General features: G+C 40.0%; 14 protein-coding genes and 2 pseudogenes. 5 read left to right on the plus strand and 11 right to left on the minus strand.

The features are described from left to right. Positions 1-128: 128 nt before the first annotated feature. Genes PN447_RS10410 through PN447_RS10420 form a run of 3 tightly spaced genes read right to left on the minus strand, consistent with a single transcriptional unit; the run spans position 129 to position 2,967 of the window. Positions 129-587 carry an acyl-CoA thioesterase gene (locus tag PN447_RS10410; RefSeq protein ID WP_271762898.1) on the minus strand — a complete coding sequence of 153 codons (459 nt, stop codon included), beginning with the start codon at positions 585-587 and terminating at the stop codon, positions 129-131. Continuing rightward, positions 587-1,675 (minus strand): T3SS effector HopA1 family protein, encoded by a 1,089-nt coding sequence (locus tag PN447_RS10415; protein WP_271762901.1) that lies wholly within the window; start codon positions 1,673-1,675, stop codon positions 587-589. Before PN447_RS10415 ends, PN447_RS10410 begins: the two co-directional genes overlap by 1 nt. A gap of 53 nt (positions 1,676-1,728) precedes the next feature. After that, positions 1,729-2,967, minus strand: coding sequence for an aminoglycoside phosphotransferase family protein (locus PN447_RS10420; RefSeq protein ID WP_271762904.1), 1,239 nt, complete (start codon positions 2,965-2,967; stop codon positions 1,729-1,731). Positions 2,968-3,618: 651 nt separating this feature from the next. Here PN447_RS10420 and PN447_RS10425 point away from each other — a divergent pair. Together PN447_RS10425 and PN447_RS10430 are read left to right on the plus strand one after the other, a co-directional pair. After that, the gene (locus PN447_RS10425; RefSeq protein ID WP_271762906.1) at positions 3,619-4,962 is read left to right on the plus strand and encodes an ATP-binding protein; all 1,344 of its coding nucleotides are present in this window, start codon (positions 3,619-3,621) and stop codon (positions 4,960-4,962) included. Positions 4,963-5,168: 206 nt separating this feature from the next. Beyond that, positions 5,169-6,434 (plus strand): tellurite resistance TerB C-terminal domain-containing protein, encoded by a 1,266-nt coding sequence (locus PN447_RS10430; RefSeq protein ID WP_271762907.1) that lies wholly within the window; start codon positions 5,169-5,171, stop codon positions 6,432-6,434. A 24-nt stretch (positions 6,435-6,458) separates the two neighbouring features. Here the strand turns inward: PN447_RS10430 and PN447_RS10435 are convergent, their stop codons facing one another. The 6 genes and pseudogenes from PN447_RS10435 to PN447_RS10460 all read right to left on the minus strand — a co-directional run bounded on the left by PN447_RS10435 (position 6,459) and on the right by PN447_RS10460 (position 9,922). Next, entirely contained in the window at positions 6,459-6,974 is a 516-nt protein-coding gene (locus tag PN447_RS10435) for a ferric reductase-like transmembrane domain-containing protein (protein ID WP_271762908.1), read from the minus strand. A 116-nt stretch (positions 6,975-7,090) separates the two neighbouring features. After that, positions 7,091-7,201 (minus strand): annotated as a pseudogene (locus tag PN447_RS10440) (hypothetical protein); the annotation flags it as partial. A gap of 11 nt (positions 7,202-7,212) precedes the next feature. Further along, the gene (locus PN447_RS10445; RefSeq protein ID WP_271762911.1) at positions 7,213-7,539 is read right to left on the minus strand and encodes a type II toxin-antitoxin system HicB family antitoxin; all 327 of its coding nucleotides are present in this window, start codon (positions 7,537-7,539) and stop codon (positions 7,213-7,215) included. Next, positions 7,532-7,786, minus strand: a complete 255-nt coding sequence (locus PN447_RS10450; protein ID WP_271762912.1) for a toxin HicA — start codon at positions 7,784-7,786, stop codon at positions 7,532-7,534. Before PN447_RS10450 ends, PN447_RS10445 begins: the two co-directional genes overlap by 8 nt. A gap of 163 nt (positions 7,787-7,949) precedes the next feature. Further along, a complete protein-coding gene (gene gor, locus PN447_RS10455) occupies positions 7,950-9,305 on the minus strand; it encodes a glutathione-disulfide reductase (protein WP_271762914.1) in 1,356 nt (451 codons plus the stop codon). Positions 9,306-9,391: 86 nt separating this feature from the next. Next, on the minus strand, positions 9,392-9,922 hold the full coding sequence (locus tag PN447_RS10460) for a peroxiredoxin (protein ID WP_200988464.1): 531 nt from the start codon (positions 9,920-9,922) through the stop codon (positions 9,392-9,394). A gap of 165 nt (positions 9,923-10,087) precedes the next feature. Here PN447_RS10460 and PN447_RS10465 point away from each other — a divergent pair, with 165 nt between their 5' ends. Continuing rightward, positions 10,088-10,525: a Fur family transcriptional regulator gene (locus PN447_RS10465; protein ID WP_271762922.1), complete on the plus strand. Its 438-nt coding sequence runs from the start codon at positions 10,088-10,090 to the stop codon at positions 10,523-10,525. A 44-nt stretch (positions 10,526-10,569) separates the two neighbouring features. Here PN447_RS10465 and hisG read toward each other — a convergent pair whose 3' ends face one another. Continuing rightward, on the minus strand, positions 10,570-11,217 hold the full coding sequence (gene hisG, locus PN447_RS10470) for an ATP phosphoribosyltransferase (protein ID WP_271730885.1): 648 nt from the start codon (positions 11,215-11,217) through the stop codon (positions 10,570-10,572). A 57-nt stretch (positions 11,218-11,274) separates the two neighbouring features. Here hisG and rppA point away from each other — a divergent pair, with 57 nt between their 5' ends. Next, complete coding sequence (rppA, locus tag PN447_RS10475; protein WP_271762916.1) at positions 11,275-11,958, plus strand: two-component system response regulator RppA; 684 nt, start codon at positions 11,275-11,277, stop codon at positions 11,956-11,958. On the opposite strand, the gene PN447_RS10480 is transcribed toward rppA, so the two are convergent. Continuing rightward, on the minus strand, positions 11,915-12,925 hold the full coding sequence (locus PN447_RS10480) for a 1-acyl-sn-glycerol-3-phosphate acyltransferase (protein ID WP_271762918.1): 1,011 nt from the start codon (positions 12,923-12,925) through the stop codon (positions 11,915-11,917). The two genes, rppA and PN447_RS10480, sit on opposite strands and share 44 nt — an antisense overlap. 217 nt (positions 12,926-13,142) lie before the next feature. On the opposite strand from PN447_RS10480, the pseudogene PN447_RS10485 reads away from it, so the two are divergent. After that, positions 13,143-13,263, plus strand: a pseudogene (locus tag PN447_RS10485) (photosystem II q(b) protein); the annotation flags it as partial.

A 13,263-nucleotide genomic window follows, 5' to 3' on the forward strand; every position in this document is an offset into this window, starting at 1 on the left:
GACCATTGTCCGTATAAAATCTTCCTTGTCCACTTTCCTTCCTTGTCTTCGGTGGTCTTGCCTTCACAGATCATATTAAAAACCTACCCTTGTAAGGAAGGGGGTGGGGTCAAACAATAGTTGATACACTAATCATGACTTTCCAAACATCCTCTTAACTTTCTTCTTTCTAGCGCTTTTGTCTCTTGGCGGTTAGTTTCCAACCACTGAATCATCTCAGCTGATAAATCCCGCTTATTTCTGCTGACCACATCAATACAAACGTGTCGAGTCACAGCCTTAGCAAGTATAACATCTGCAACTATCATTTCATAACTAACTTCAAACTTATTCGCAGTTATTTGATGGGGAAATAAACTTACTTTTAACTGGTCTCCACAGAACATTGGGCGAAAAAAATCCACATTAGCATGAACAATAGGAATCGCCACAGATGGATGAGTAAAAAAATCTTTGAGATTAATACCCGATACTTCTAGAGATGCTTCATAGGCTTCATGACAAATAGATAAAGCATGGGCAAAATAAACTACTCCAGCCCCATCTGTATCTGCAAGGCGAATAGTGCGATGATAGGTAAAAGACATTATTTTAAAGGGTAGTAGATATCCTCAGAACTGGGGTTGAGGTAGGGACGCTGCAAATCAATGGAATGTTGAGCAAAATGTTGCTCAATCATTCTCATACGCTCCTCCATTGTATTTTGACCTTTTTCCCAAGCCTCCAACAAGGCATTGGCGACAATTTGGCAACGGTTGATACCAAAACTTTCCTGGGCGGCAAATTTTTGGGTAGGCTCTTCAGCTAAACCCAATCCCGGAGCTAAAAACTTAGTAAATAAGGGTATTTCAGCTTGGAAATGAGATTCACACCCCCTATAAACATTCTCAAGGATTTTGTGCAATGCTGGATAGTCCTGAGCTTCAAAGTAGAGTATACCTGAGTCATAGCGTCCGTAGCCAGCGGGATGATAGAGAACCTGAAAGGTAAAAGCAAGATTGGCCGCGTTGAGTTGTTGGGTCAGTCCATCCATGGAGGCGATCGCACCAGATGAGGTAAAATTAAAGTAGATTCTCCCCGTACCTAAATTCCCATCTAGGTTACTTTGCTTTTCCTGTCCTACATTGCTAACTGCTAAGTAGCAGCCTTTTTGCAGTCGGTTTTTAGGCATCCAAATCGCTACTAGTTCCCCCACCTTGGGAGACTTTTTACTAGGTTTAAGATGGCAGTCTGGCTCAATATATACCGTCAAACCGCCTTTAGTGACTGCCATAGTACCATCAGGTTCTCGACTCAATACCCGCCAACCAGGGTCAAAATAACCTTTACCATGATTGCTCGTCTGTAGCTGTTCGTAAAATCCCCAATCAACATCTAAGAGAGAATGAGTTTCTAAATTTTGGTGTCCCGAGCAGTTAGTAGTTTCAGGATCTAAGGCCAAGGTGGTTTTTAGGGAACCATTGTAGTAGATACCGTAAAGAAAATTTCTCAGTAGTAGAGTCAGATATTTATGCTGTAAAGCCGGAGAATTTTGTTGAAATCTCTCTGCTAGTTTAGCAGGTAAAGAAAAAGATTGATAGTGGGGGTGGGAAATACAAAACTTAGAATTTATCTCGATATTTTTAGCAATATCCAGCAGGTAAGTTTGCAATGTATAGGTGGGACAGTATAGCATTACTCGATATTAAGAATTACTTAAACAAACATGGTGGTCAGCGTTGGCTGTGATTAACAACCGCGCAGGCGAGTTTTTTGGTAATAAAGAGGAACTAATTGCTGTTGTTTTTCTCTTTGGGGGAGTTGATGAAATTCTGTTAAAGGGTTGAGAATTTCCCCCTGAGAAACGCCGAAAATACTCAATATAGATTCTTCTGGGATGGTAAGGAGATTTTTAGCAACATGAAGCATATAAATGTCACTATTGCCAAAATGTTTAAGAGATTTAATATTTGCTTGAATTTGATGAATCAGCGCCAGTCCTGTAAACTGAATAACTCGAACAATAAAGTTACTTTGGTAGTCCAAAATCATGGGAAAAGTTTTGACATAACCCCGAATTAACCCCAGTAATGAAGGTTGTAGTAACTCTAAGGGTGTAATCGCTAAATGTAGGGATTCTTGTAATTCAAGGGTGGGATCTACTACTAAGCTAGAAAGCCAAATTGTTAAATAGCTGGCGATGAGGGTACCTATATCAAAGGCGGGGTCTCCCCAACCACAAGCTTCCCAATCAATCAGTTTAATTAGGCAATTATCTAACTGATGCCAACGAGAATGAATTAAAATATTATGTAAGCTTAAGTCATTATGGGTCAAGCAGCAAGGTTCCCATTCATAAGCCAAATCAGCGATCGCTGATTCTAAAGTCTCATAACCTTGGTAGAGAAGGTAAAACTTTAAGGCATCAGTGGAAACTGTACCGAATATTTCTGGGGTAATAGAATCCAGCCCTTGGGCTGGATTGTAAAAGCTATAGCGGAACTCTCCTTGAGGCGCAGTTGACATAAACTGACGATATTCTCGCTGTTGGAAGGTAGCGCGATGTAGTCCCGCTAATGTAGTACCAATGGCGGTAGCAATTTCTGCCGGAAAAATACCATTGTGACCATAAAATTCTCCTAGTTCCGAATATTCAGTTAAGTAATTACGAACCAGGATAGAATGTTCGTGATCAAAATTTACTATTAGTGGTGCGATCTCACTTATATTACCTATAACTGGAAACTGCTGTAATAATTGCTGAAATAGCCACTCATTAAAAAAATCATGGGAATTTCCATAGTTTTCAAGATGACATTTTTGTTTAACCAGCAGTTTTTGATTATCTCCTAAAGTCAAGAGTAAATTTAAGTTATGTTGACTACTTGTGAGCAAGTCATATTTATTCAATGCTCCATCTTCTGAGGAATACATACCTCTTTCTTTCAGGTATTCGATAACTTTCTGAGAAGACAGTGGTAATAACATGTATGATGTCCTACTTGGTAAAAGTACCGTTGCTTGAGATTAATTTGGCAGTTTCGATACACAGCAAAAAATGAACCAATCTATTCATATCTTATCTATCAAATTAAAACCTGCCATAATGGCAAGATAACTTGATTTTTTAATTTAAATTAGGCTGGTAAATACTGTATGTCCTTGATTTTTTACAGCAGAATAGCAGCAATAAAACAACTACCTACAGATGGATATGAGCAAATTTAAGCATTTATTTCTGGCTGATGCTCTTTGGTTTTACTGATACAATTGCGCCAAATAATGTACTATTAATCACAAATTACATCATTTCCCCTGTGGCTAATTATTGACTAAGAGTAATTATGATTCTCAATACCTAGACTAGAAGTACCAGCATCCTCAAACCCATAAACCCATAAACCCATAAAAATTATATACAGCCCTATTTTTATAGATCATCACCAACGCCAAAAAACCGGATATTTTCAGCAAGTCAAAGATTAAGAATCTATCCCGGAGCAATCGGTTTCAGGGGAGACAAAGATCACACATTCACATTCACGGAGTCTATGTTAACAGCCATGTAGATTTTGACTTTACTACCAGGGTTAGCAGACAATTGACGATAGTGCCTTATTTAAACTACCCTGTTAATTGATGGATAATCCAGCGATGCCACGTAATTCATCCTATAGCCATAGCCAGGTTCAATTTCTCCAATGTCAAGCAGCATCACTTTTACTCTACCAATCTGTACTGGAAAGCGAAGTGGGGATTGCATTTCTTGACCTGTTGCAAGCTATACGTTACACTGATGCCGATGCACGGAGTTGTCTTAAAGCTTATGGCAGTTATTTTTATGCCTTAAGTGCTAAACATCAAAATTGGGAAGACTACCTAATTAGTCAAATTCTGCGTAGTGAGAATCCTTTTAGTAAACTGGCTCAACAGCAAGACTTTGAAGATTTACCCCGGTCGTTACTAGCAGCAGTGGAGCATGATTTACAGGTGTTGCAGAATCTTTATGAATGTAGTAGTGCTTCTTTGAGCGAGTGGGTGCAAACTGTAGCTCAGTTACCCATTTCACCTATTGTCTGGTACACAGAACAAAACATCGGTATAGAGACAAAGTTCAAGGTGTTGCTACAAAAGTTAGATAATTGGGGCGATGCTGTGGAAGATTTGGCAGCTCATTATCGCCAGTTTGGCACAGGTTTATTTGTAGAGTATCATGCTTTGCGCTGGCAAGAAGGTAAGTTTGTGGGTATCAAGTACCCTGACCCGATCAACCTGAAAACTTTAGTGGGTTACGAGTCTCAACAAGAAACTTTAATCAAAAATACAGAGTTTTTATTATCAGGAGAGGTGGCACAGCATATACTACTTTACGGTAGTCGGGGGTCGGGTAAATCTTCTGTGGTCAAAGCTTTGTTAAATGAGTATGGCGATCGCCATCTACGTTTGCTGGAAGTCGCAAAATCTGATTTGCACAATTTGCCCAAAATTGTCGAGCAGTTGCGGGGAGTACCACAAAAATTTATTATCTTTGTTGATGACCTTTCCTTTGAAGAAGATGATGATGCTTTTAAAGCACTTAAGGTAGTTTTGGAAGGTAATTTGACAGCACGTCCCCAAAATGCTGTGGTTTATGCTACTTCCAACCGTCGCCACTTAATTCGCGAGTTTTTTACAGACAGACCCACACCCAAAGATAATGACGAAATCCACTCCTGGGATACAATGCAGCAAAAGCTTTCTTTTAGCGATCGCTTTGGTATCACTCTTACTTTTGCACCAGCCGATCAGGATACTTATTTAAAAATTGTCCAACATTTAGCAGCACAAGCCCAAATTGATATTACTCCAGAAGATTTAGAATATCAAGCATTACAGTGGGCAACCCGCCACAATGGGCGTTCTGGACGTACAGCAAGGCAGTTTATTGATTTCTTAAAAGCAGATTTAACAGGATCTCATCCCCATACACATCACATCCCATGAAATCATCACTTAAAATCGATGACAAGCCCCTATCATTATCTTTGTTTACTTTGAACATGAAATTATTTCTCTGGTGATATTTTGTTCTGGTAAACCCTAAAATCCACAAATAATTATAGTTAGATATTTCACAATTATATTGCTGAGTAGTAATGAGATTAAAACATACCTATCCTAACAACTCAAATACCCTGAGAAAAACCAATATGCCATCAGCAAGCATCAGTAATCGATATATCCTAGGTATCGTCGCCTTTAGTATCAGCTTTGGTATTAGTCTTGTCCCCCAGTGGAATTTCAACCAAGCCTTAATCACCGGTATAATTACTATAATTTCTACCTATGCAGCCACATTATTTACAGATAAGCGCCGTGGCCATTCTGAAATGATGATTTTAACTTCCAATCGCAAGCGCATTAAAGAAATGGAGGGACTAAAACGGCGGATTGTTCAAGAAGTTAATCAAATAGAAGAGATGCGTAACTTCTTGTACGCAGATTCACAAAGCTTGGAAAATCAAATATCAGAGTCTCGTATTCAAAGAGATAAAATTCATAGAGATTTAGGTATATTTGCGGCCCAAAAACAGCAGTTAGAAACCGACACCATTAACCTCAGTGCTGAAATAGAAGCTCTGGAACAAAATAAAACAGAACTGCATCATACCTGCTCTCAACTCACAACCGAAAAACGTCGTATGGAGTTGAATTGTAATACCTTTCGTGGTGAAATTATGCAGTTGCAAAATCAAATCTATCAACTCCAAGAAGAAAAACAAGAACTTGAGACTAATGTCACTCTGTTAGGTAGGCTCAAACCCCAACTAGAGGAAAAAATGTATGAACTGCGAACGGAAATTCAAGCACTAGAAACACAGATTAATGAGCAAAAACAATTATTATTATCTACCAAAACTGAAACGGAAAATTTAGCCGAAAACCTCAATTACCTAGAAAATAAAATCACCGAAAAGCAATCAGAATTACAGCAACTCACATCAGAAATCTCCTTATTGCAAGCAGAAAGAGACTCATTACAAAGCCAAGTATGGGAATTACTTCAACAACCAGAAACATTAAATCCAGAACTATCACCTGAAAATTGCCATGAAGATGGCAATGATGTGTTTCCTTTTACGGAGTTAATTGATTCTGTAGAGACAATCAATACATCTGAGATTTTACCTGAACAATGGCAGAAACTTTTAGAAATCCTCCCCAACCATCAAATTCAGGCGTTAAAAGCTATAGTAGAACAAGAGCATCCCCTGGTAACTATTGAGGAAATCGCCCAATCCAACAGTACCACGCCCACTTTATTAATTGATTCCCTCAATGAACACGCCCAGGATGCTATTGGAGAATTAATAATTACAACTAATGGGGAACATCCTCAAGTGTCTGAAGAGCATATGGTTAACGCCAGAAAAATCCTGAATGTGGATGAAAACCTCAGAGTTAAACAAGATTAGATTCATCGCCCCTTATTATTCTAGCTATGGCTGTAGATGTCTTTTCCAGTCTATAATTACTCTTTGAATGAATAAACACATAATAATAAAGCCAATCAATACTGATAATGGAGTTAAATAACTCCAAGAGTATGACATTTTATCTAAAATATGCCAGGGTAGGATAAAGATCAGCAGGTAAGTTAATCTGTGCATATTCTGCCATTTCTTTTTTAATAGTTTGACACTCCAATCATTAGAAGTAATTGCTAGTAAAGTTAGAATAAAAAATGATAATATTCCTTGAAAGTAATGAATATAAGTAAGAGGATTGAAGAAATCAATATTGTGTTTAAACACTATAAGTAAACCATGGCTGCAAGCTAAAACATAGGATGCAATACCAATAATTCGCCGTTTTTTCAGTAACCAACGTAAGGTTTGATTTTGGCGGGTTTTGGGGAAAACAGTTTTAAATATACTTGGCGTTAAAGTCAATATGTAAGCTATCAGTGCGATGAAGCCAAAAAAGTTAGCCAGGGTTACAGACTGAACAGACATAGGTAAACTATTTTAAGTAAATCTTGTATGGAACAATAATATACCATCTGTTCATGATGTCAAGTGCAAAAAATGCCCTAATCTAGGGCATTGTTCAAATTTATTCAAGTAATAACCTATCCCATGGTGACAAATTCCTCAGCAGAGGTGGGATGAATACCGACGGTGGTATCAAAATCAGCTTTAGTAGCACCCATCTTCAGGGCGATCGCCACTCCTTGTATAATTCTTGTATAATTTAAGATGCCAGTTTAAGGCTGATATAGCGATTTAAGCTGACATTTTCCTCAGCTGCTTCTATAACTAATCTACGGTGAAGCTCTGGAGGAATACGAACTTGAAATTTACCACTGTAGCTTCTTTCTGCAATGGGTTCCGGAATCCTCTCATTATTGGCCGCCATATCAGCTACTACATCTTTTACCAAGTTTGTAATACCTTCAAGTGCGGTAGGACGATTTTCGTGGAGATAAGATAGACCTGGAAATTCAGCACACAGTCCTACAAATTCTTGATCCTCCGTTGACCAAGTAACTCTATAGGTGTAGTGGTCGTGGTTAACCATCTTTCATTTCCTCAATTTTTTCAATCGCGTCCAAAACCTGCTTTACCTGATAAACCTTTGCTTTGCCATTTTTTTCTTGAATGTTAATGCGCGGATTTCCAGACCAGGGTGTTTTATAGACACAATGGCTTGTTCCTTGCTGTCTGGGTTCTCCAAAATAATGATTGCAAACCTTGACTAAATCGGCAAAGTTGACATTCTGAGGATTGTTTCTTAACTGAGCAAGGAGTTTCTCTATTTGTGCCATACGTCTTTTTTAATCGTTAACGTAATGACAGCTTTAAACAGCAAGTTGGTATTAACTTCTTTATATTAGTATTAATAGTAGTACTATGTCAATGGGGAAGATTTATTGATCGGGCGTAAAACCCCATCCCCTCGTGGGTGGGGCGTTTGACCCAACTAATAACCTATCGCATGGTGACAAATTCCTCAGCAGAGGTGGGATGAATACCGACTGTAGCATCAAAATCGGCTTTAGTAGCACCCATCTTCAGGGCGATCGCCACTCCTTGTATAATTTCAGCAGCACTATTACCCACCATATGCGCCCCTAAAACCTTGTTATTACTTTGATCAACCACTAATTTCATCATGGTTTTTTCATCCTTACCGGCCAATGTATAATACATTGGTCTAAAGCGACTGCGGTAAACCTTAATCGCATTACCATATTTTGCCCTAGCTTCCGCCTCAGTTAAGCCAACCGTTGCCGCCTCTGGAGTAGTAAAAATTGCTGTAGGTACATTTTCGTAACTCATCCTACGGCACTTATTACCGAATACCGTATCTGCAAAGGCTCGCCCCTCATTAATCGCCACAGGAGTTAAATTAATATTATCTGTACAATCTCCTACCGCATAGATATTTTCTTCAGTAGTTTGACTGTATTGATCTACAATAATCGCGCCTTTACTATCGAGCTGAACCTGAGTATTTTCTAAACCTAACTTTTGCGTGTTGGGTTTACGACCAGTAGCTGCTAAACTGACCACATCCACAACTACCGTTTCTTCCTCCTCATCACCCCGACGGATTTTGACGTTAATACCCTCTGGGGTTTTTTCTATAGCGGTCAATTGGGAATTGGGGAGAATTTGAATACCATGCTTACCCATTCCTTCCTGAATTTCATTGCGTAAATCTTCATCAAAACCACGCAAAATCTTGTCATGACGAATTATCTGGGTAACTTCGCTCCCCATACCATTGAGAATACAAGCAAATTCTGAACCGATGTATCCCCCCCCTAAAATTACTATGCGTTGAGGTTTTTCCTGCAAATGAAAAATATCATCGGAAGTAATAGCGTGTTCAATTCCAGGAATATCTGGCTTAATAGGATAACCACCTACTGCAATTAAAACTTTATCAGCAGTAACTTGACGCTCCCCCACCTGAATTGTATGAGCATCAATAAATGTACCGTATCCTTCCCAGAGTTCAACTTGGGAATTATCCAGCATCTTTTGATAAATACCATTGAGGCGAGTTACTTCATTGTTAACCGCCGTGATCATCTTTTCCCAGTCCAGGGAACTTTCCACCGCACTCCACCCATATCCTTGAGCTTCTGCAAACAAGTCAGGAAAATGGGATGCATAGACCATTAACTTTTTAGGGACACAGCCACGATTTACGCAGGTTCCGCCTAGTCGGTCAAACTCAGCCACCCCTACCTTAGCTCCATATTCCGCCGCACGTCTAGCGGTGGCAATACCACCAGACCCAGCACCAATTACAAATAAGTCGAAATCGTAACTCATGTGTCCCTCAAATTTTAGATTTCCATCTGGGGAAAGGGCAATGCCCAATTCCCAGTCCCTTAAAATATTACACACCAGTAGGAGTTTTAAGCTCCTTTGAGGTAATTGAGCATGGTATCTGCATCGGAAACTTCAAATGGGTCTGTAGGACAGTTATCTTCGTAACCAGCCTCAATGAAAATCTTTTCAATTTTGCAGTCATTCACTACCATTGAGTAGCGCCAAGACCGCAGACCAAAGCCCAGGTTAGACTTATCAACTAACATCCCCATTTTCCGGGTAAATTCCCCATTGCCATCGGGTAATAAAAATACCTTATCAGCCCCTTGTTGTTTACCCCATTGGAACATAACAAAGGCATCATTCACAGATACACAAATGACCTCATCAATACCCAGGGCTTTGAATTGGTCATACAGTTCTTCATAACGGGGGAGGTGAGATGTGGAGCAAGTGGGGGTAAAAGCTCCAGGTAGTGAAAATACTACTACACGCTTACCACCAAAAATATCTTGTGTGGTGCGGTCTTGCCAACGGAATGGGTTTGGTCCACCAATGGACTCGTCACGCACCCGGGTTTTAAAGACAACATTGGGAACTTTTTCGATCACAGCCATAGTAATATTATCATCACTTAGAACTATATCAGAATAATTCTTATTTAGGAAAATTTCAATAGTCATAAATACTTAAATATTCAATTAGTGAACACATAATACTAATTTATTACTGGCGGTGACTATAATAGGGACATCGTTAAAATGAAAAATGTAGCCGCAAATATGCAACAAGAGGCACACACAATTATTCAAACCTTGAAATCAAAGGGTTTGAGGGTGACTCCTCAGAGGTTCGCAGTTTATGCAAATTTGTTATCTCGGTGTGATCACCCTACAGTTGAGACCATCCTGGCGGATCTAAACAAAGACTTTCCCGTGTCATCCCAGGCGACTATTTACAGTTCGCTACAAGCTCTGCGGGAGGTGGGTCTTGTGCGGGAGGTATTACTAGAAGAGGGGGTTTGTCGCTATGATGCCAATGTAGAACCCCATCATCACTTTTACTGTAGTCGATGTGGTGCCATTGAAGATATTCCTTGGGAAACCTTTCACTGTATAGATGTGAATAACATAGGTCAGGGTATACACTGTGAAAGCTATGAGGTGATTGTTAGGGGTTGGTGCGATGGCCAGCGAGGGCATCTGTGCCCAAAAGCATAAATAATTACTCCAGAATGATTGAAACATCCTGGAGATTACTGTTTTTAAACCACAGTTACAGCTACTTCCTGGCGCAGTTGTTCTACTAATTGATGCAAGTTACCTGTATTGAGACGATAACTCAGAGGATGAGCAATCAACCGCGCCGTACTTTCATACAAAGTAGTAATTTCTACTAAACCATTTTCCCGTAGAGTCCGCCCAGTAGAAACTAAATCGACAATCGCCTCTGACATTCCTGTAATGGGGCCTAGTTCCACTGAACCATACAGGGGTACAATTTCTATGGGTAGATCCAGACTGTGGAAATATTCCCGAGCGCAATTAACATACTTAGAAGCAACTCGACCATGGGGAGGTAAATCTAAAGGTGATTTATAGGCACTAGATGCTTTGACAGCCACCGACATTCGACAATGACCGAACTGTAAATCAACTAAATGTGCAACTTGGGGTTTTTTCTCCCGCAGCACATCATAACCAATAATCCCCAACTGTGCCTGACCATATTCTACATATACAGGTACATCTTGTCCCCGCACCAGTAACCCTGTTGCTCGCCCACTAGCGTCGGGAATTTGCAGTTGACGCATTCCAGAATCTAAAAAAGCGCTAAAATCCAATCCTACAGACTTGAGTAGGCGGATGCTATTTTTGAGTAGTTCCCCTTTGGGCAATGCTACAGTTAACATTTTCTTTTTGCCAGTTAATTTATCTTGAGAATATCTTGATTGCTTACCATAAGCAGCATGAGAATTTTATTAGTTGACGATGAAATTGAACTGACTGACCCCTTGAGTCGCGTGTTAACCCGCGAGGGTTACTATGTGGATATAGCTTATGATGGTGTCATAGGTAGTCAATTCGCCGCAGTAACTACTTATGATTTACTGATTTTAGATTGGATGCTACCAGGGAAAACAGGTTTAGAGATTTGTCAGGAGTTGCGCCGCCAAGGTAAAACTACCCCTGTACTATTTCTCACAGCCAAGGATACTCTAGATGACCGTGTACAAGGTTTAGATGCGGGTGCTGATGATTATTTAGTCAAACCCTTTGAACTGCGAGAATTATTAGCACGGGTCAGGGCTTTATTGCGTCGTGCTGGTTCCCCCACCCATGAAACCACCCTGGGACGCTTGATTGTGGCTGATTTACAACTAGATTATCAAAATCAAGTGGCTTATCGTCAAGGACGGGTGATTGAGTTATCTCAAAAGGAAACTCAACTGCTAAAATACTTTATGGAAAATACAGGAAACCTACTCACCCATACCCAGATTTTACAAAATCTCTGGCAGCAAGATCAAGAACAACCAAATAGTAATGTGATCGCTGCTTTGATTCGCCTACTGCGGCGCAAAATTGAACTAGGGAAAGAACAACCACTCATTCATACTGTTTACGGGAAAGGCTACCGTTTCGGAAGTTAAACCTCAAGTTTTTTATTTGCATTTGTAGTTTTTCTCGCAGCTGTTGTGCTTGCTCATAGATAGCTTTACGTTTTTGCACTGATTTGATTTTTTCTAAAGGTTGGATAAAGTAATTAAGCTGGGTTCTCATCGCCCACACTCCCATGGAGGGAAATATGATTAAAACAATTATTAATGGTGATATGGGTAGGAAGGGTAGTTTAAATATTTGTTGCAGTTTCTTGACGTTGACTGCCCAGGGATGCAATGATTCGCTGCCAATACACAGGACTGGCAGAATTGGCACTTGATAGCGATCGCTCAGTTCCATAAAACTGATATCGAATTTTTGCAGTTGATAGCGTTGACTCCAACCTTTGAGAGGTCCGCGTAATCCTTCGGGAGCATATAATAAGGTTTTACCTTTAGCTATAGCTGTTTCAAAGTCATTCCTGTTAGCTCGCACAGCACCCAAAACCTGCGACCATTGCGACGGTAACCACCACACCACCCAAGGATGTTCAAATAATGATACCCCCGCTAACGGTTGTACTCTCCAACCCCGCGCTTCCCCTAATAAATAACCCAAACAGATAAAGTCCCAGGGAAAACACATCCCCGCATGATTCATCGCTACAATTATCGGATCTGTGCTGGGTAAGTTCTCGATTCGCTGCAATTTTGCCCGAAAATAATATTTTACAATCGGAGCCAACACCTCTTCCCGAAATGCCTGTTGATAGTTGGGGTTAAATTCCGCCAGATCATTTCTGGGTGAACGACAACCCAAACGCAACCACCGCATCAAAAATGCTAGATAAAACCCCCCAGGAATTAAAAACAGTAGATATTCCAACCCCCGCCAACCATCAGGATCTGTATAGTAATGTTGCCAGTGGCGATTAAATAAGATCAGCCAACCGGGAGGATACCACAAACAAAACCAGTCAAACCAGCTAAATTGATATTTATAGCTTTGGTTCATCATAACCACTAAGTAGATGCGATGACAGTTTGATTCAGCATACCTTTTTCCTTAAGACCCTCCCCCAGAATTGAGCTAATTATAAGTAAAACTTACATAAAGCATAATTTTTATAAAAAAAATACCCCTTGCCAAACATTTGTAAACAATTGTAAAGTAGTTTCATAGACAGAAAACAAACCTGTCTAATTCATACATAAATAACCGCAATCATAAACAAATGACCACAACCTTACAACAGCGCCAAAGCGCCAACGTATGGGATCGCTTCTGCGAATGGATCACCAGCACCGATAACCGCATTTACATCGGTTGGTTCGGCGTCCTCATGATCCCCACCC

This window comes from Anabaena sp. CS-542/02, assembly GCF_028331085.1.
Classification (GTDB): Bacteria; Cyanobacteriota; Cyanobacteriia; order Cyanobacteriales; family Nostocaceae; genus Anabaenopsis; species Anabaenopsis arnoldii.